Raw genomic sequence first — 17,965 nt, forward strand, 5'->3', positions numbered from 1 at the left:
CCGCCGGTCTCCCGCCGAAGGGCATTCGCCCACATCGGGGGGACCCGGTACCGGCCCCGCACACCCATGGGCATACCGTGAGGAGTCGTACGTCCGAGCCGGGAGGAGCAACGGGATGGGCAGCGGCAGCCGTACCGCGCTGGTCGAGGATCTGATGGAGCGATTCCCGCACGTCCCGCGGGAGGCCGTCTTCAAGGAGGACCTCCTCCGGGGCGGCGTGGCCTTCGACCCCTCCGCGCTCAGCGACAACGAGGGCGGCGAGGTCAAGCCGAAGTCGTACTTCATCTTCTCCTTCGACCACGGCACCCTGCCCGAGCTGGGCGAGGCCGCCCTGCGCCGGCCGCCCGAGGAGATCATCCTCACCGGCGGCCCCTACGACCTGCGCCGGACCGTCGTCTCGGTGCGGGTGAACCCGTCCTCGCCGTACCGCGTCGCCGCGAACGAGGACGGCGTGCTCGGCCTCTACCTCGACGGCAAGCGGATCTCCGACGTCGGCGTGCCGCCGATGCCCGAGTACTACCGGCACACCCTCGCCAGCGGGAAGTCGGTCATGGAGGTGGCCCCGACCATCCAGTGGGGCTACCTGATCTACCTGACCGTCTTCCGGGTCTGCCAGTACTTCGGCGCCAAGGAGGAGTGCCAGTACTGCGACATCAACCACAACTGGCGCCAGCACAAGGCCGCCGGGCGCCCGTACACCGGGGTGAAGGACGTCGAGGAGGTCCTGGAGGCCCTGGAGATCATCGACCGTTACGACACGGCGAAGGCCTCCACCGCCTACACCCTCACCGGCGGCGCCATCACCAAGACGGTCTCGGGCCGCGACGAGGCCGACTTCTACGGCCACTACGCCAAGGCCATCGAGGAGCGCTTCCCGGGGCGGTGGATCGGCAAGGTCGTCGCCCAGGCGCTGCCGCGTGACGACGTCCAGCGCTTCAAGGACTACGGCGTGCAGATCTACCACCCCAACTACGAGGTGTGGGACGAGTACCTGTTCAAGATGTACTGCCCCGGCAAGGAGCGCTACGTCGGCCGCGACGAGTGGCACAAGCGCATCCTCGACTCGGCGGAGGTCTTCGGGGCGCGCAACGTCATCCCGAACTTCGTCGCCGGAGTCGAGATGGCCGAGCCCTTCGGCTTCACGACCGTCGACGAGGCCATCGCCTCCACCACCGAGGGCCTGCGCTTCTTCATGTCGCACGGCATCACGCCCCGCTTCACCACCTGGTGCCCGGAGCCCACGACGCCCCTCGGCAAGGCCAACCCCCAGGGCGCGCCCCTGGAGTACCACATCCGCCTGCTCCAGGCGTACCGGCAGACCATGGAGGACTTCGGCCTCTCCTCGCCCCCCGGCTACGGCCCGCCCGGCGCCGGCAACGCGGTCTTCTCCGTCAGCTCCTTCATGGACAGCCTCCCGGCGGACGCGCCCACCGCCGTTTGATAACGCTTCGATGACGTCGTCCATCATTGCGGTACGGCGTTGAGTCACCGGGCGGCCGGGCCCGTACGGCATGCAAAGGCCACAGCTGTGGGGGCCCGCCGCCCTGTCCTGACATCTGAACAGGGCGCTTGTCAGTTGTGTGGGTGGCGTGAAAAGCTCTGGCCCTGCCGCGAGGTTTCCCCCAACTCCATTGCCGAAGTGGTGAGTTGATCTCGCTTGTGGATGCAGGAGACTCATGCCCGACCTGCCGACCCCTCAGGACGCCGCTGAGGCCGCGCTGTTCTCCGAGTGCTGGGACGCCGTCCTCGCGTACGCCGATCTGTGCACGTCCGGCTCCACCGCCGCCACGCAGCTGGGCCGTGAGGCGTTCGCGCACGGCACACGTGAGGCCCGCGCCGCCGAGACCGGCCAGGCCAGAAACGCCGGCCGCCGCGCCGCCCGGCTGCCCCGGATACCCCTGCTGCTGACCGCCGTACGCACCACGGCGGCGGCCTGGGAAGAGGAGGGGCAGGGCCACAAACTCGACCCCGACCTGCGCCTGTGGCTCAACTCCGACAAGGCCGCCCGCTACAGCGGCCCGCCCCTGAGGCGCCCGCTGGCGCTGCGCGGCCTGCGCGACCTCCAGCAGGCCGACGCGGAACTGCTGTGGCTGGCCGAGGTGGAGGCGCTGCCGCTGTCCGTGGTCGCCCGCCGCCTGGGCCTCGACCCGGCGACCGCCGCCGACGAACTCCAGCAGGTGCGGACCCTGTTCCGGGACCGCTGCCACCGCAACCACCTCGACACCCCGATGGACGCCCAGTGCCGCAGCTACGCCCGGCTGCTGGACGCCGTCACCCGCTCCGTTGCCGACGCCCCGGGCGACCTCTCCCGGCACCTCGCCACCTGCGTCCAGTGCGCCGAGGCCGCCGCCTGTCTGCGGCTGCACGGCGGCGGACTGCCCGGGGCGCTGGCCGGCGGGGTGATCGGCTGGGGCGGCCTCGCCTACCTGGAGCGCCGCCGCCGCGCCGCCGAGGTACGGCTCGGCGCCGGCCGGCCCGACGCGGCGGACAAGGCGCCGGGAGAACCACAGGACGGGGAGCAGAAGGCGCGCGTCGCCCGCAACGGCCTCCTCGTCGCCGCCGTCCTGGTCTCCGTCCTCGCGCTCGGCGTCTCGATGATGCCCTTCGGCGGCTCCGACGGCGACCTCGGGGCACGCGGCGACGCCGGCCGTCAGCCGGTGGCCGACCCCAACCCCGACCCGCCCGTGCCGTCCGCCCCCGACCTGCCTCCCGCGACCTCGAAGCCGGCCGGCAACGCCACCGAGAACACGGGCAAGTCGGAGAAGCCCCCCACCGAACCCGAGGGCAGGAACCGCCACACCGAACCGCAGGGCACCTCCACCCCCACGGAGGACCGCGAGAGCGCGAGCCCGACCTGCCGGGTCGAGTACGACCTGGTCAACCAGTGGCCCGACGGCTTCCAGGCGACTGTCACCGTCACCAGCAGCAAGCACCTCGACTCCTGGCGCGTGTCCTGGTCCTTCCGCGACGGCCAGCAGGTCGGCCAGATGTGGGACGCCTCCGTCGCCCAGGACGGCTCCCGCGTCACCGCCACCGCCGCCGACTACAACAAGTCGGTCCCCGCGGGCGGCGATCTGGCCTTCGGCTTCCTCGCCTCCTGGCGCGGCAAGAACTCCCCGCCGTACGACTTCACGCTGAACGGGCAGGACTGCGCGAAAAGCAGTTGACGCGGCCGGCCCGCGACGCGATAGCGTGACGGCGGTTCCACGAACTGCCGGGGGACCACGAAGAGTCGAGGATCGAGGAGGTGTTGACCGATGGCTGTCATTGCGACGGGCGCTGCCCGCATCCAGGAATCCATCACGTCCACCTCCGCGGCCGCCGGCTGATCCGACCGACTGTCGGGCCGGGGCCGACCTGAGAAGGGTCACCCTTGACTTCCAGCTCTGCTTCCTCCGTTTCCGCCGCGCTCGCTCCCTACGGCTGGGACGACGCATGGGCGGACGAGTTCGCCCCCTACGACACCGAAGGACTGCTGCCCGGACGCGTGATCCGGGTCGACCGCGGGCAGTGCGACGTCGTCACCGCCGACGGGGTGCTGCGGGCCGACACCGCCTTCGTCACGCCGCACGACCCGATGCGGGTCGTCTGCACCGGTGACTGGGTCGCCGTCGAACCCGGCGGGAACCCGCGCTACGTCCGCGCGTACCTGCCCCGCCGCACCGCGTTCATCCGCTCCACCTCCTCCAAGCGGTCCGAGGGGCAGATCCTCGCGGCCAACGTCGACCACGCCATCGTCGCCGTGCCCCTCTCCGCCGAGCTCGACCTCGGCCGTATCGAACGGTTCCTCGCGCTCGCCTGGGAGTCCGGGGCACAGCCCCTCGTCGTCCTCACCAAGGCCGACCTGGTGCCGGACGCCGTCACCGTCGCCCACCTCGTCCAGGACGTGGAGACCAGCGCGCCCGGTGTGCCCGTGGTGCCGGTCAGCGCCGTCGACGGTGCCGGGCTGGACGTGGTCGCGGCGATCGTCGCCGCCGGGACGTCCGTGCTGCTCGGGCAGTCCGGCGCGGGCAAGTCGACCCTCGCCAACGCGCTGCTCGGCGAGGACGTCATGACCGTCCAGGCCACCCGGGACGCCGACGGCAAGGGCCGGCACACCACCACGACCCGCAACCTGCTCGCACTGCCCGGCGGCGGCGTCCTGATCGACACGCCCGGACTGCGGGGCGTCGGACTGTGGGACGCCGAGACCGGCGTCGGGCAGGTGTTCTCCGAGATCGAGGAACTGGCCGGGCGGTGCCGCTTCCACGACTGCGCTCACGAGGCCGAGCCCGGCTGTGCCGTGCTGGCCGCCGTCGAGGACGGCGACCTGCCGGAGCGGCGGCTGCACAGCTACCGCAAGCTCCTGCGGGAGAACCAGCGCATCGTCGCCAAGACGGACGCCCGGCTGCGTGCGGAGATCCGCAAGGACTGGAAGCGCAAGGGGGCGATCGGACGGGCCGCGATGGAGGCGAAGCGCGGACCGCACTGGCGTTCGTAGCCGCCCGGCGTCCCGAGCGTCGTGTCCGATTTCCGCCAGCGCCAGCCCCGCCGACGGCGGAGACTGGACACCGTGAAGGACGACGACACCCGGCACGAAGACCCGGGGGACACGGGGGAAGACCCCCGGTACGAAGCCGTACGCAGCCGTGACGGGCGTTTCGACGGCGCCTTCTTCTTCGCCGTCGAGACGACCGGCATCTACTGCCGGCCGAGCTGCCCCGCGGTCACCCCGAAGCGGGCCAACGTACGGTTCTTCGCCACGGCCGCCGCCGCGCAGGGCTCGGGCTTCCGGGCCTGCCGACGGTGCCGCCCGGACGCCGTGCCCGGCTCCGCCGAGTGGAACGTCCGCGCGGACGTGGTGGGCCGGGCCATGCGGCTGATCGCCGACGGCGTGGTCGACCGCGAGGGCGTCGCCGGGCTCGCCGCACGGCTCGGCTACAGCGCGCGGCAGGTGCAGCGGCAGCTCACCGCGGAGCTCGGCGCCGGGCCGGTCGCCCTCGCCCGGGCCCAGCGGGCCCACACCGCGCGCGTCCTGGTGCAGACCACCGACCTGCCGATCACCGAGATCGCCTTCGCCTCGGGCTTCGCCAGCGTGCGGCAGTTCAACGACACCGTCCGGGCCGTGTACGCGTCGACCCCGAGCGAGCTGCGCGCCGCCGCCGTATCGAAGAGCGGCCGGGCCCGTCGTACGGCCACCCCCGACGCCGGTATCCCGCTCCGGCTCGCCCACCGCGGCCCCTACCAGGCCGGCCCCGTCTTCGACCTGCTGGCACGCGAGGCCGTGTCCGGCGTCGAAGAGGTCGGCGGCCGGCCCGGCAGGCGCACCTATCGGCGCACGCTCCGCCTGCCGTACGGCACCGGCATCGTCGCCGTCGACGAACGCACCGGCACCGCCCGGACCGGGTCCGGCGCTCACCCGGGCGGCTGGCTCGACGCCCGGCTGCACCTCACCGACCCCCGCGACCTCACCACCGCCGTGCAGCGCCTGCGGCGGCAGTTCGACCTCGACGCCGACCCCTACGCCGTCGACGAGCGTCTCGGCGCCGACCCGGAGCTCGCACCCCTGGTCGCCGCCCGGCCGGGCCTGCGCTCGCCCGGCAGCACGGACCCGGAGGAACTCGCGGTCCGCGCGCTGGTCGGCCGCACGGAGGCCGAACGGCTCGTACGCCGGTACGGCAAGGCCCTCGACGCCCCCTGTGGCAGCCTCACCCACCTCTTCCCCGAGCCGGCCGTCCTCGCCGGCGCCGAACCCGGCACCACCCTCGGCGCGCTCACCGCCGCCCTCGCCGACCACGCCCTACGCCTGGGCCCGGGCGCCGACCGGGACGACGCGCAGGAGGCCCTGCGTGCCGTGCCCGGGCTGGACGCCCGCACCATCGCCGAGATCCGCACCCGCGCCCTCGGTGACCCCGACGTGGCCCCGCCCGGCGCCGACGTCCCCGACAGCTGGCGCCCCTGGCGCTCGTACGCCCTGAACCACCTGCGCGCAGCAGGGAAGTGGGAGTTGTGATGACCTCGACCTACTGGACGAACGTGCCCTCTCCGCTCGGGCCGCTGCTCCTGACCGCCGCCCCGGACGGTGCGCTGACCTCGCTGTCCGTGCCCGGGCAGAAGGGCGGACGCGTGGTGGCGGACGACTGGCGGGAGGACCCGGGGCCCTTCCGCGAGGCCGGGGAGCAGCTCGCCGCCTACTTCGCCGGGGAACTGAAGGAATTCACGTTGATTTCGCGCACCGACGGCTCCGTCTTCCGGGAGAAGGTCTGGGCCGCGCTGGACGACATCCCCTACGGCTCGACCGTGACCTACGGCGAGATCGCCGCGCGCATCGGGGCGTCCCGGGCGGCCGTGCGGGCCGTGGGCGGGGCGATCGGCGCCAATCCGCTGCTGGTCGTCCGGCCGTGTCACCGGGTGATCGGGGCGGACGGGACGCTGACCGGCTATGCGGGCGGCCTGGAGCGCAAGGTGCGGCTGCTGACGCACGAGGGGGTGCTGTAGGCGCCGGCGTGGTGTTCCCGGGGTGAGTTCCCGGGGGGTGTGTTCTCGGGGTGTGTTCTCATGCGCCGAAGACGGCCCCCATCCAGGCCGCCGCGATCAGCTGGCAGGTGAACAGTTCCGCCAGCACGCTGGAGCCGCCCGAGCGCATCACCGTGCGCACCGCCGCGACGGCTTCGGCGCGGCGGCCGAGGCGGAGGCGTTCGGCGAGGTAGAGACCGGCCAGGAAGCCGGGGATCGCGCCGACGACGGGGAGCAGGACGAAGCCGAGGGTGGAGCCCGCTCCGGCGTAGGTCAGCGTGCGGTGGGTGGTGCGGCTCGCCCGCAGCCGCCGGGGCGGCAGGGCCCAGCGCACGCCCTGGGAGACGAACATCAAGGCCGTGGCTCCCACCAGGATCCACCAGTCGACGGGCTGCGGATCCGTCAGGGCCCACCACATGACCCCGGCCCACACCAGCAACGACCCGGGCACCGCGGGCAGCAGCACTCCGTACAGACCGAGCAGGATGACCAGCCCGACCAGCAGGAGGTCCCACACTCCCATCTGACCAGACTGCCCGAACATGGGAGAAGGCGCAGGTCAGAAGCGTAGTTGCGGTCCAGACCCGCAGGTCAGTCGCTCGCGGCCGCCGGGACGTCGTCATATCGCACGACCGTTCCACGGCTCACTCGACGCGCGGTTCGCGGTGCCGTGAAAGGCCGGTTTTTCCACAAGCCCCGTTTTCATCCGGCCTGTGCGGTGGACACTAGGGGCATGAGCCAGCAGGGGGGAAGGCCCACCGGTCCCGAGGACGACTGGTGGGGGCAGCTGTACGACGACTCCACCGGCGACACGGGCCCCGCACCCGCACCCGATTCCCTCGACGACCGCTTCGCCTCGGCGGCGGGGGCGGTGGGCGGCGAGGGTGTTCCGGGAACCGGGGCGGGGGAGAGGGCCGTCTCGGAGCCAGTGGTCCCGGCGCCCCGGGTCGGGCCCGACGACGTCATGGACTCCCCGCAGGCATCTCGCCCGTCACCCCGGCGCGCACCCTGGGAACCACCGCCGATGCGCCCCACGGGCCCCGTGACGTTCCCGACCGGGGCGAAACGGACACCCCCCGCCCCACCCGCAGTTCCCCCGCCGCCCCCGCCCCCTGCCTTCCGGCCGAGCCCCGAGGCGGGCCCTTCCGGCACGGCGGGCACCCCGCCCAGTGGTCCCACAGCCCCGGCAGCCGGGCCCGGGCCCGGCGGTGCCGACGTCGTCGCCGAGCCGGGCGGCAGCGAGTTCTCCGGGACCGGGCCCGAGGGGGCAGTGCCCCGCGCCCCCTGGCCCGGAGGGACCGCACCCCAGGCCCCGGCCGATCCGCCGCCCGCACCACCACGCCCCACGCACCCTCCGCGCACGCCACCGACGCCCGCCGAGGCCCCGGCCACACCCCTGGCGCCGCCTCCGCCGGACGGCTCCCCGCTCGCGCCGCCACCGTCCAACGGCTCCGTATCCGCCCCACTCCCGCCCACCGACTCCCCGCCCGAGCAAACCGAACCCAGGTTCGAGCGCCCACCGGTCTCCCCGCGGGCCCGTGGCCATGTCGGCTCGCGGCCGCCCACCTACGACGCCGAGCCCACGGCCCTTCCGCTCGCCGACCCCGATGACCTGGACGACCTCGTCGCGGACACCGTGCTCGACGGGGCCCGGTACGGGGCCTGCACGCTGCGGGCCGTGTCCGTGCGCGGGGACTCCGCGCGGTACCGGGGGGAGCCACGACGGGACTCGCTGCTGACCGCGCGGTTCGGCACCGGCGAGCAGGCACTGCTGCTGGTGGCGATGGCGACCGGGGCGCGGGCCACACCGGGGGCGCACCGGGCCGCCGCCGAGGCCTGTCACTGGATCGGGCGGGCCGTCGGGCGCAGTCACGCCCGGCTCGTGGAGGACATCAGAGCGGGGCGGCGTGGCGACCTCAAGTCCGGACTGCACCGCCTCACCGACCGCAGCCTCGGCAAGCTCCGCGCCAGCGCCGCCGAACAGGGCGTCGACCCGGAGGAGTACGCGGCCGGCCTGCGCTGTCTGCTGCTGCCCGCCGACCCCGAGTGCCGTACGCGCGTCTTCTTCGGCGTCGGTCCCGGCGGGCTGTTCCGGCTGCGGGACGGCGAGTGGCAGGACATCGAACCGCAGATCGCCGAGGTCAGGGGCGAACCCGTCGTGGGCTTCGGATCACCGCCCTCCGAGACGCCCGAGGGCGACCGGCTCACCATGGACCTGGGCATCCCGACCCCGCCCAGCCCCTATGAACCGGCCCCGGAACCACCCCGTGACCCCTTCCGCTTCCGTACCTCCGTCGCCCGCCCGGGTGACACGCTCCTCGTGTGCAGCGCCGGCCTCGCCGATCCGCTGCGCGGCGAACCCGAACTGGGGGAGTACCTCGCCGAGCGGTGGTCCCGCCCCGAGCCGCCCGGCCTCGCCGCGTTCCTCGCGGACTCACAGGTGCGGGTCAAGGGCTACTCGGACGACCGTACGGCCGCCGCCGTTTGGGAGGCGTGAGCACGTCTCCTGTGACTTGATGGAACCCGGAGGGATCCCAGGAGACCGAAGGGGCAGACGAGAACCATGGCCAGACAGAACGTCGCGGAACAGTTCGTCGGCATCCTGACCCGAGCCGGAGTCAAACGCCTCTACGGAGTCGTCGGCGACAGCCTCAACCCGGTCGTCGACGCCGTCCGCCGCAACTCCGCCATCGACTGGATCCACGTCCGGCACGAGGAGACCGCCGCCTTCGCCGCCGGGGCGGAAGCGCAGATCACCGGCAAGCTCGCCGCCTGCGCCGGCTCCTGCGGGCCCGGCAACCTCCATCTCATCAACGGCCTCTACGACGCCCACCGCTCCATGGCTCCGGTCCTCGCCCTCGCCTCGCACATCCCGTCCAGCGAGATCGGCCTCGGCTACTTCCAGGAGACCCACCCCGACCGGCTGTTCGCCGAGTGCAGCCACTACAGCGAGCTGATCTCCAGCCCGAAGCAGATGCCCCGGCTGCTCCAGACCGCCATCCAGAACGCCGTCGGCCGCTCCGGCGTCAGTGTCGTCTCCCTGCCCGGGGACATCGCCGCCGAGCCGGCCCCGGAGCAGGCCGCCGAGACCGCCCTCGTCACCGCCCGGCCGACCGTCCGCCCCGGCGACACCGAGATCGACCGGCTCGTCGAGATGATCGACGACGCCGACAAGGTCACCCTGTTCTGCGGCAGCGGCACGGCCGGCGCGCACGCCGAGGTCATGGAGTTCGCCGGGAAGATCAAGTCCCCGGTGGGGCACGCGCTGCGCGGCAAGGAGTGGATTCAGTACGACAACCCGTTCGACGTCGGGATGAGCGGGCTGCTCGGATACGGCGCCGCCTACGAGGCCACCCACGAGTGCGACCTGCTGATCCTGCTCGGCACGGACTTCCCCTACAACGCCTTCCTCCCCGACGACGTGAAGATCGCCCAGGTCGACGTCCGGCCCGAACACCTCGGCCGCCGCTCGAAACTGGACCTCGCGGTGTGGGGCGACGTACGGGAGACGCTGCGCTGCCTCGTCCCGAGGGTGCGGGAGAAGGACAACCGCCGCTTCCTGGAACGGATGCTGAAGAAGCACGCGGACGCGCTGGAGGGGGTGGTGAAGGCCTACACCCGCAAGGTCGACAAGCATGTGCCGATCCACCCCGAGTATGTGGCGTCCGTACTCGACGAAGTCGCCTCCGACGACGCCGTGTTCACCGTCGACACCGGCATGTGCAACGTCTGGGCCGCCCGCTACATCTCACCCAACGGCCGCCGCCGCGTCATCGGTTCCTTCTCCCACGGCTCGATGGCCAACGCGCTGCCCATGGCGATCGGCGCGCAGTTCACCGACCGGGAGCGGCAGGTCGTGTCGATGTCCGGCGACGGCGGGTTCTCCATGCTGATGGGCGATTTCCTGACGCTGGTGCAGTACGACCTCCCGGTCAAGGTCGTCCTCTTCAACAACTCCTCCCTCGGCATGGTCGAGTTGGAGATGCTGGTCGCCGGACTCCCGTCCTACGGCACCACCAACAAGAATCCCGACTTCGCGGCCGTCGCCCAGGCCTGTGGTGCCTACGGCGTACGCGTCGAGAAACCCAAGGACCTCCCGGGGGCCCTGAAGGACGCCTTCAAGCACAAGGGCCCGGCCCTCGTCGATGTCGTCACGGACCCCAACGCCCTGTCCATCCCGCCGAAGATCAAGGCGGAGATGGTCACCGGGTTCGCCCTGTCCGCCTCCAAGATGGTGCTGGACGGCGGGGTCGGCCGGATGGTCCAGATGGCCCGCTCCAACCTGCGCAACGTGCCCCGGCTCTAGGACCCGTGTCCCCCGGTGAGTGAGGTGGCGTCGCGCAGACCGTCGTACTTCGGCCAACTTCGCCGGTTCGGCCCGCAGGGTGACCAGGCGCCCCGCGCCTTCGCCGGGTACGGAAGGATCGGCAGTCGGCCATCGGCAGTTCGTCCGATCTACGGCGGTCAGCATCCACGGCGGGACGCCCACCGGCTACCCTCTTGTCCCCCGGCCCTCCGCCGCCGTACTGCTCAGGACCCGGCCACCCGGCGGGCCCGTCCCCGCGAGATGGCCGAACACCCGGTCGTTGACGAATCGACATGACTGCCGTGTGCCCGACGGGGCATGGATCCCCGTGAACGTGTTCGACAGGAGGGGAACCGACATCGGCGCGCGGGCGGGGGTCATGGAGAGGCAGGCACGAGGAGGCGGTCCCATAACGATCGGGGCCTTCTCGGCGAAGACGGTGGAGGACCAGGCCGAAGACGTCACGGAGCAGGTGCCGGCGCCTCAGTTGAGGCGCAGACTCGGGCGGGCGGACCTACGGGCCGTGCCGGAAGCCCGCAAGGCCCTGCGGGAACTGCTCGGGCAGTGGGGGAGGACCGCGCGAGCGGACGTGGCGGAACTGCTCACCAGCGAACTCGTCACCAACGCGATCGTCCACACCGACCACGACGCGGTCCTGACGGCCACGGTCGGACCCCGTGGACTACGGGTGGAGGTACGGGACTTCGTGGCCCGCAGACCCCGGCTGCGCGTACCGGTCACCGACGACGGTACGAACGGCAGGGGCCTGTTCCTGGTGCAGTCCCTCGCGGACGCCTGGGGAGTCAGGGCGCACGGGGTGGGCAAGGCCGTCTGGTTCGAGTTGGAGGCCGAGGCGGCGTGAACGCGGCCTACGGAGCGAGGAGAGCGGAGAAAGGGGCGCGGCCCGCAGGCCACGCCCCTTCCCGGGTCTGTCTCTGAGTCGCTCGGTCAGCCGAACTGCTGCTCCAGGTCCTTGAGCTTGCGCTCCAGGGAGTCCAGACGCGGCAGGGCCTGCGTGTCGTCCTCCGCGGTGAGGTCGACGGTCACCGGGTCAGCTCCGTGGCGAACGGGCTGAAGGGAGGGGCGCGAGCGGACGGGCAGTGGGTCCGGCGCGGATATGGCAGGCTCCGCGGAGACCTGCGAGGAGCCGCGCTCCACCTGCACCTCCAACTGCCGGCCGCCGCCACGGCCGAAGTGGCCGCGGTGACCGCGGCTGATCGCCTTCAACTGGGCGCGCTCCACACGCTGCTGGTCGCGCCGCCGCTGCCGGGCCTCGTCCTTCTTGCGCTTGTCGTCGCGCACCTCGTCGACGGCCTCGTCCAGGCTGCGCACACCCTCCAGCAGCATCAGCGACCAGGCCCGGTACGTCTCACGCGGGGCGCGCATCCAGCGCACGATACGGATCTGCGGCAGCGGGCGCGGCACCAGGCCCTGCTCGCGCAGGGCGGCCCGGCGGGTCTGCTTCAGCGCGCGGTCGAAGAGGACCGCCGCCGAGAGGGACATGCCGGCGAAGAAGTGGGGGGCGCCGTCGTGGCCGACGCCCCTGGGCGCGTGCACCCAGTTGAACCAGGCCGCGGCGAGCGCGAACGTCCATACCAGTATCCGCGAGCCGAGCGCCGCGTCACCGTGGCTGGCCTCGCGCACCGCGAGGACGGAACAGAACATCGCCGCGCCGTCCAGGCCGAACGGGACGAGGTACTGCCAGCCGCCCGAAAGGCCGAGGTTCTGCTCGCCGAAGCCGACCAGGCCGTGAAAGGAAAGCGCGGCGGCGACGGCCGCGCAGCAGAACAGGAGAACATAGGAGACGGTGCCGTAAAGGGCCTCCTTGCGTCTGCGACGCTCCTCGCTGCGCTCCCAGGAATCGTCCGCACTCGTGTCCTTGACCGAGGAGCGCTTGCCGCGCGCGAGCACCGCCACCGCCGCCAGCATGCCCAGGAGAAGTACGGCGCCCGGAAGCAGCCAGTTCAGCGATATGTCGGTCAGTCTCATCTGGGTGGTCCCTTGCATTGGGATAGGGCGTAACGCCCGCCATAGTGGCCCAATCCCACCGGCCCTCAGGGGGTTTCGGGGCAAGAGGCCGCCAAGGAAGTGCAAGGGGTTGCCCAGGGCGGCATTCTGCTCGAACTGCCGCTTGAGGGGCAGGAGTTGAGTTCGAAGAAGACTACCCGCACGGGTGGTTCTACGGAAAGTTCCCGTGACCCGTGAGGAAGGTGTGAATCGGCTGCGTGCATGTGGGTGGCCGGTTCGGTGATGATCTTACCGGGGCGGCGGGAGTGCTCTGTCCGGGTCTGCCTGGGGTCGTTGCCTCAACTGGCCGTGGCCAGCAGCTTGGTGACCCGGTCGGTGTCACAGGTGCGCGGGCAGGTGGCGCAGGTGTCCTCGGGGCGCAGGGTGTAGAACATGCAGCAGCTGACGCGGTCCCGGGTGCGCAGCGGCTCGCCGCCGGGGCCGGTCAGTTCGCGGAAGGCGGCCGTGCCCACGTACGGCTTGGCCGCGCCCGGCAGGAGCAGCTCCAGCTCGCGCGTGGCGCGCCGCTCCTCGATCCCGCCGAGCAGCCGGGCGACGTACCAGAGTCCCTCGACGATCTCGTCCGTCGCCATACCCCACAGAGCCCGGCCGCGGCGCCGCATCCGGGGGCCGAAACCGGCCAGCACCGGCTCCAGGTGCTCCGCGACCGCCGACCGCACCTCGGCCCGCAGCGCCTCCTCGTCCGGGACGACCCGGGCGCCGGGCAGCGCGGCGGCCTCGTCGCCGGGCAGGCAGGCGAAGCCGGCCGGGCGGACGGCCAGGTGGCCGACGGGGTGGGCGGGGGTGGTGCGGTCGTACGAGACGTGCGTCACCGGGTAGCGGGGGACGCGGCGGTGCAGGAACCAGGGGACGGTGATCAGGAGGCAGGCGGGCCAGGCGTAGCGGTGCAGGCCGAAGCCGGCGATGACGTCGGGCCGTGCCTGTTGGCCGTAGTCCCGGCGTATCTGGGCGTCGTCCCAGGACAGGTAGGTGTCGAGGGCGGGGCCGGCTTCCGCGAGCGCGGCGGCGGTGATCCAGTCGCCGCCCTGGGGGGTCTCGTCCTCGGCGGTCAGTTCGGTGACGGCCAGCCCTGGGAGGACCTCGGCCAGGCGGGTGTACGCGCCGGAGAGGGCCGAAGGGGGCTGGGGCATGTGATCACCGGTCCGCATGGTCGCTTGAAGGTAAGGCTTACCTTACCGGAGATCGCTGGGATTTGAACTGGCGGCCGGTGCGCTTATGGTGCTTGACGGACGAGTAACAACCCGCCGTAATGGCCCGAAGTACCGATACGTCCGGAGGAGGAGCCGAGCTGTGAAGCAGGGCGCGCAGGGCTCCGCCGGGGCGGAGGTGCCGGGTGGGCGGGTCCGGGTTCCGCAGCAGCCTGGGGTGGCGGATGCCGGTGTGCGGGGTGAGCACACCCACAGTGAACCGGATGTGCCGGTCGTCGCGCGGGGGCGGCCGGTCGTTCGGCGGTCCTCGGTGCGCGGGCAGATCGTCGATGCCCTGCGGGCCGCGCTGGTGGCCGGGGATCTGAGGCCCGGGGAGGTGTACTCGGCGCCGGTGCTGGGCGAGCGGTTCGGGGTCTCCGCGACGCCGGTGCGGGAAGCCATGCAGCAACTGGCCCTGGAAGGTGCCGTCGAGGTCGTGCCGAACCGCGGGTTCCGGGTGGTCGAGCGGGGGGCGCGGGAGCTGGCGGAGCTGGCCGAGGTGCGGGCGCTGATCGAGGTGCCGGTGATGCTGCGGCTGGCGCGGACGGTGCCGGCGGAGCGCTGGGCCGAGCTGCGGCCGCTGGCCGAGGCGACGGTCCGGGCGGCGTCCTCCGGGTGCCGCGCGACCTACGCGGAGTCCGACCGGGGGTTCCACCGGGCGGTGCTGTCCCTCTCCGGGAACGAGCAGCTGGTCCAGATCGCGGAGGACCTGCACCGGCGGGCGCAGTGGCCGCTGGTGGGGAGCGGGCCGGGGGTGCGGGGCCGGGCCGATCTGGTGGCGGACGCGCACGAACACACGGCGCTGCTGGACGCGTTGATCACGCGGGACCTGGATGTCGTGCGGGCGCTGGTGGGGGAGCACTTCGCGGGCGCGGGCTGAGTGGGGGTGCGCCGCCGTTTGCGCCTACGCGGGTGGCTTGTGGGTCGGGGCCGCGCCGGGGGGTGTCCGTCCTCGGAACGGCGCGATGGGCTTGGGTACCGACTGACCGTCCGTTGACGCGCCAACCGCTGCGGGCGGACACCCCCCCGACACGTCCCCTTCCGTGCGCAGGCGGCTGCGGGTGCGTTGTGGCTGGGCGGCACGGGTGGGCGCAGCGGCACCCCGCAGCGCCGGGCTGCGGACCCACCCGGCCTCAGCGGCAGCGCCCGGCACCTTTCAGCGTCGTCAAGCCGTCGCCGCCGGAGGGGCCGGGGCCAACTGCCGTGCCAGCCATGTCGGTACACCCCCGAGCAATCGGAACAACCGCCGGGCCTCTTCCCGCAGCCGGGCCGCCTCCGGCTCCGTCTCCGTGTCGGCGAGCGACACCAGCGCCGGTGCCGTACCGACGAGGTAGCCCAGCTCCTCACGGATCCGCAGCGACTCCGCGAAACCGTGCCGGGCCTCCGCCAACTCGCCCTCCCGCAATGCGAGTCCGGCGAGGTGCCGCCAGGTGAAGGACAGCAGCAGCGGGTCGGACTGCGCCGTCGCGCCCGCGTGCGCACGGCGGTACGCGGCCCGGGCCGCCTGCGGGGAACGCGTCAGGTTCTCCGCGAGCAACCCGCGACGGAAGTCCAGCAGGGCCCGCTGCGGAGCCCCCGGAGGGATCAGCGCCGCGGCCCGCCCCAGCGCCGCCCGCGCCTCGTCGGCCCGGTCGCGCACCGCGAGCAGCGTCGCGGCGTAGGCCAAGTACCCGCGTTCACAAGCGGCCGCGCCCCGCTCGTCGTCGCTGTGGGCCAGCGCCTCCGCGGTGCGCAGGGCGTCCTCGGCCTCCTCCCAGCCCTGCTCCGTGTACAGACACCGTTCCACCAGCAGCGACGCGCGTTGCAGCGCCGCCGCCGGGTTGTCCGGTAGCAGCAGGGCGGCCGCGTCGGACCAGCACGCGCGTGAGCGCAGCCGCCATACCGCGGTCTGGAGGGGATCGTCACCGGCGGTCGTTCCGTTACCAGACATGGCGGAATGCGCCACGTTGCCCTCCCCGAGCACGCCATCGAGCTGTTGAGTGGTGGCGGCATCTCAGCACGAATCGCGGGGCCGGGCCAAGAGGGTGGGTGAAGGATTTCACAAAGTCGTGGGACTCCGGGGCGTCCGGTGTTTGGGGCGGGACACCCCTTGTCTCAGCTCATCCGCAGCGCCAGGAAGAAGTCCAGCTTGTCCTCCAGGCGGGACAGGTCACGGCTCGTCAACTGCTCGATGCGTCCCACCCGGTAGCGCAGTGTGTTGACGTGGAGGTGCAGCCGGCCGGCGCAGCGTGTCCAGGAACCGTCGCAGTCCAGGAACGCCTCCAGCGTGGGGATCAGCTCGGCGCGGTGGCGGCGGTCGTAGTCGCGCAGGGGGTCCAGGAGGCGGGCCGTGAAGGCGCGGCGGACATCGTCCGGGACGAAGGGGAGCAGCAGGACGTGGGAGGCCAGTTCCTGGTGGCCCGCCGCGCAGACCCGGCCCGGGCGGGCCGCCGCCACCCGGCGGGCGTGGCGGGCCTCCTCCAGGGCGCCGCGCAGGCCCTCGGCGGAGTGCACGGCCGCGCTGACGCCCAGCGTGAGACGGCCGTCGTCGTCCAGGCCGGCCGTCAGGGGGTCCCGTACGGACTCCAGGAGCGCGTCCGCGAGGACGCCGGTCTCGGAGCCGTCGTGCTCCGTCGAGACGGCGGGGAGCGGGACGAGGGCGACGGCCTCGTCACCCGTGTGGGCCACGGCGATGCGGTCGGAGGGCTCCGGGCCCGCCGACAGGGGGTCGACGAGGATCTCCTCCAGCAGGGCCTGGGCGACCGGGCCCTCCTCGGTCTCGGCGCCGTCCCAGTCGATACGGGCCACGACCACCTGCCAGTGCGGCGCGGCGCCGAGGCCGGGCAGCAGGACCGGGGCGGCCACCCGGAGGCGGGCGGCGATCTCCGTGGGGGCCGCGCCCGTCTGGACCAGTTCCAGGACCTCCTGGGCGAGGCGGCGGCGGACCGTGCGGGCGGCGTCGCGGTGGTCCCGCTCGACCGCGATCAGCTGGGTGACGCCGTACAGCAGGTCGAGGCGCTCCTCCGCCCAGTCCCCGGCGTCCGCCTCGACGGCCAGCAGCCAGTCGGACAGGACGCTCTCGCGGGCGTCCCGGGCGGTCTGCGGGGCGCGGCCCGTCGCGCGGACGGGGAAGAGGGAGTAGGTGGTGCCGCCCAGGAGGACGCGGTGCGGGGCGCGGCGGCCCGTGCGGGTGGCGGTCAGGTGTTCCGCCGCCAGCCGGCCGCAGGCCTCGGCGGTGAGGGCGGGACCCGATGTCTTCGGGCCCGCGACCAGGCGTCCGGTGGGGGAGAGCACCCAGGCACGCAGGTCCAGGTCGGAGCCCAGGAGATCCAGGACGACGTCCGGGCCGCCGCCCGCCGGTCCCGAGGTCATCATCCGGCGGTGGCGGTCGACCACGGCCGCGAGGTCGCCGGCGCGCTCGCCGGAGACCTGCCGTACGACGTGCTCGGTGATCGTCGCGAACGCCACCGACTCGTGCACCGCGAAGAGCGGGAGGCGGTGGCGGGCGCAGGCCTCGACCAGGTCGTCCGGGACGTCCCCGAGTTCGGCCTCGCCCGCGGCGAGGGCCGTGACCCCCTCCTGCACCAGGATCCGCACGAACGGCTCCGAGTCCGCCGCGTCCCGGCGCCAGGCCAGGCCCGTGAGCACCAGCTCGCCGCCCGAGAGGTAGCGGCTGGGGTCGCGCAGGTCGGTGGTCATCACCCCGCGCACGGTGCGGTCCAGCTCGTCCTCGCCGCCGAGCAGCTTGAGGCCCAGCGCGTCGGTGTCCAGCAGTGCGCGCAGCCGCATTCTCGTCGCCGCCGTTCTTTGTCTCGAAATCCACGGTGGATCTTGCCGGTCCTGGCTGTGTCCCAGGTCACGCGGCTGTGTCGCGCGTTTCCACAGGAAAACGAGGAGGTTGCCGAGGGCCTCCGTTCATACGAATCTACAAGATGACCGTCCTGGCCAGCCAACTCCTTCATGGTTTCCG

General features: G+C 72.8%; 14 protein-coding genes. 9 read left to right on the top strand and 5 right to left on the bottom strand.

The window, feature by feature from the left end; all coding sequences use genetic code 11:
* Positions 1–115 precede the first annotated feature (115 nt).
* From ACFZDA_RS02800 to ACFZDA_RS02820, 5 genes are all read left to right on the top strand, one after another.
* Positions 116–1,441 (top strand): radical SAM protein, encoded by a 1,326-nt coding sequence (locus tag ACFZDA_RS02800; protein WP_391073814.1) that lies wholly within the window; start codon positions 116–118, stop codon positions 1,439–1,441.
* A 235-nt stretch (positions 1,442–1,676) separates the two neighbouring features.
* Positions 1,677–3,167 (top strand): cellulose binding domain-containing protein, encoded by a 1,491-nt coding sequence (locus tag ACFZDA_RS02805; RefSeq protein WP_391073817.1) that lies wholly within the window; start codon positions 1,677–1,679, stop codon positions 3,165–3,167.
* 206 nt (positions 3,168–3,373) lie between these two features.
* The gene (rsgA, locus tag ACFZDA_RS02810; protein WP_391073820.1) at positions 3,374–4,480 is read left to right on the top strand and encodes a ribosome small subunit-dependent GTPase A; all 1,107 of its coding nucleotides are present in this window, start codon (positions 3,374–3,376) and stop codon (positions 4,478–4,480) included.
* 72 nt (positions 4,481–4,552) lie between these two features.
* Positions 4,553–5,992, top strand: a complete 1,440-nt coding sequence (locus tag ACFZDA_RS02815; protein ID WP_391073823.1) for an AlkA N-terminal domain-containing protein — start codon at positions 4,553–4,555, stop codon at positions 5,990–5,992.
* Positions 5,992–6,477, top strand: a complete 486-nt coding sequence (locus ACFZDA_RS02820; RefSeq protein ID WP_391073825.1) for a methylated-DNA--[protein]-cysteine S-methyltransferase — start codon at positions 5,992–5,994, stop codon at positions 6,475–6,477. Before ACFZDA_RS02815 ends, ACFZDA_RS02820 begins: the two co-directional genes overlap by 1 nt.
* Before the next feature lie 58 nt (positions 6,478–6,535).
* Here ACFZDA_RS02820 and ACFZDA_RS02825 read toward each other — a convergent pair whose 3' ends face one another.
* Positions 6,536–7,018 (bottom strand): DUF456 family protein, encoded by a 483-nt coding sequence (locus ACFZDA_RS02825; protein ID WP_391073828.1) that lies wholly within the window; start codon positions 7,016–7,018, stop codon positions 6,536–6,538.
* A gap of 210 nt (positions 7,019–7,228) precedes the next feature.
* Here ACFZDA_RS02825 and ACFZDA_RS02830 point away from each other — a divergent pair, with 210 nt between their 5' ends.
* From ACFZDA_RS02830 to ACFZDA_RS02840, 3 genes are all read left to right on the top strand, one after another.
* Entirely contained in the window at positions 7,229–8,992 is a 1,764-nt protein-coding gene (locus tag ACFZDA_RS02830; RefSeq protein WP_391073831.1) for a protein phosphatase 2C domain-containing protein, read from the top strand.
* 66 nt (positions 8,993–9,058) lie between these two features.
* On the top strand, positions 9,059–10,801 hold the full coding sequence (locus tag ACFZDA_RS02835) for a pyruvate dehydrogenase (protein WP_391073834.1): 1,743 nt from the start codon (positions 9,059–9,061) through the stop codon (positions 10,799–10,801).
* A gap of 379 nt (positions 10,802–11,180) precedes the next feature.
* The gene (locus ACFZDA_RS02840) at positions 11,181–11,663 is read left to right on the top strand and encodes an ATP-binding protein (protein WP_391074571.1); all 483 of its coding nucleotides are present in this window, start codon (positions 11,181–11,183) and stop codon (positions 11,661–11,663) included.
* A gap of 86 nt (positions 11,664–11,749) precedes the next feature.
* On the opposite strand, the gene ACFZDA_RS02845 is transcribed toward ACFZDA_RS02840, so the two are convergent.
* Complete coding sequence (locus ACFZDA_RS02845; protein ID WP_391073836.1) at positions 11,750–12,790, bottom strand: DUF2637 domain-containing protein; 1,041 nt, start codon at positions 12,788–12,790, stop codon at positions 11,750–11,752.
* 317 nt (positions 12,791–13,107) lie between these two features.
* Entirely contained in the window at positions 13,108–13,959 is an 852-nt protein-coding gene (locus ACFZDA_RS02850) for a (2Fe-2S)-binding protein (RefSeq protein ID WP_391073839.1), read from the bottom strand.
* Positions 13,960–14,119: 160 nt separating this feature from the next.
* On the opposite strand from ACFZDA_RS02850, the gene ACFZDA_RS02855 reads away from it, so the two are divergent.
* Positions 14,120–14,896, top strand: a complete 777-nt coding sequence (locus tag ACFZDA_RS02855) for an FCD domain-containing protein (RefSeq protein WP_391073841.1) — start codon at positions 14,120–14,122, stop codon at positions 14,894–14,896.
* A 285-nt stretch (positions 14,897–15,181) separates the two neighbouring features.
* Here the strand turns inward: ACFZDA_RS02855 and ACFZDA_RS02860 are convergent, their stop codons facing one another.
* Together ACFZDA_RS02860 and ACFZDA_RS02865 are read right to left on the bottom strand one after the other, a co-directional pair.
* The gene (locus tag ACFZDA_RS02860) at positions 15,182–15,961 is read right to left on the bottom strand and encodes a hypothetical protein (RefSeq protein ID WP_391073844.1); all 780 of its coding nucleotides are present in this window, start codon (positions 15,959–15,961) and stop codon (positions 15,182–15,184) included.
* Between the two features lie 149 nt (positions 15,962–16,110).
* Positions 16,111–17,784 carry a PucR family transcriptional regulator ligand-binding domain-containing protein gene (locus ACFZDA_RS02865; protein WP_391073846.1) on the bottom strand — a complete coding sequence of 558 codons (1,674 nt, stop codon included), beginning with the start codon at positions 17,782–17,784 and terminating at the stop codon, positions 16,111–16,113.
* Between the last annotated feature and the right edge of the window lie 181 nt (positions 17,785–17,965).

Origin of the sequence: Streptomyces sp. NPDC007991, assembly GCF_042958445.1 — a bacterium.
In the GTDB taxonomy this organism is placed as follows: Bacteria; Actinomycetota; Actinomycetes; order Streptomycetales; family Streptomycetaceae; genus Streptomyces.

Bases quoted from the DNA above. Each gene is read 5' to 3' on its own strand.
- ACFZDA_RS02800 (WP_391073814.1), top strand. From the start codon at position 116: ATGGGCAGCGGCAGCCGTACCGCGCTGGTCGAGGATCTGATGGAGCGA.
- ACFZDA_RS02805 (WP_391073817.1), top strand. From the start codon at position 1,677: ATGCCCGACCTGCCGACCCCTCAGGACGCCGCTGAGGCCGCGCTGTTC.
- ACFZDA_RS02820 (WP_391073825.1), top strand. From the start codon at position 5,992: ATGACCTCGACCTACTGGACGAACGTGCCCTCTCCGCTCGGGCCGCTG.
- ACFZDA_RS02825 (WP_391073828.1), bottom strand. From the start codon at position 7,018: ATGGGAGTGTGGGACCTCCTGCTGGTCGGGCTGGTCATCCTGCTCGGT.
- ACFZDA_RS02830 (WP_391073831.1), top strand. From the start codon at position 7,229: ATGAGCCAGCAGGGGGGAAGGCCCACCGGTCCCGAGGACGACTGGTGG.
- ACFZDA_RS02835 (WP_391073834.1), top strand. From the start codon at position 9,059: ATGGCCAGACAGAACGTCGCGGAACAGTTCGTCGGCATCCTGACCCGA.
- ACFZDA_RS02840 (WP_391074571.1), top strand. From the start codon at position 11,181: ATGGAGAGGCAGGCACGAGGAGGCGGTCCCATAACGATCGGGGCCTTC.
- ACFZDA_RS02845 (WP_391073836.1), bottom strand. From the start codon at position 12,790: ATGAGACTGACCGACATATCGCTGAACTGGCTGCTTCCGGGCGCCGTA.
- ACFZDA_RS02850 (WP_391073839.1), bottom strand. From the start codon at position 13,959: ATGCCCCAGCCCCCTTCGGCCCTCTCCGGCGCGTACACCCGCCTGGCC.
- ACFZDA_RS02865 (WP_391073846.1), bottom strand. From the start codon at position 17,784: ATGCGGCTGCGCGCACTGCTGGACACCGACGCGCTGGGCCTCAAGCTG.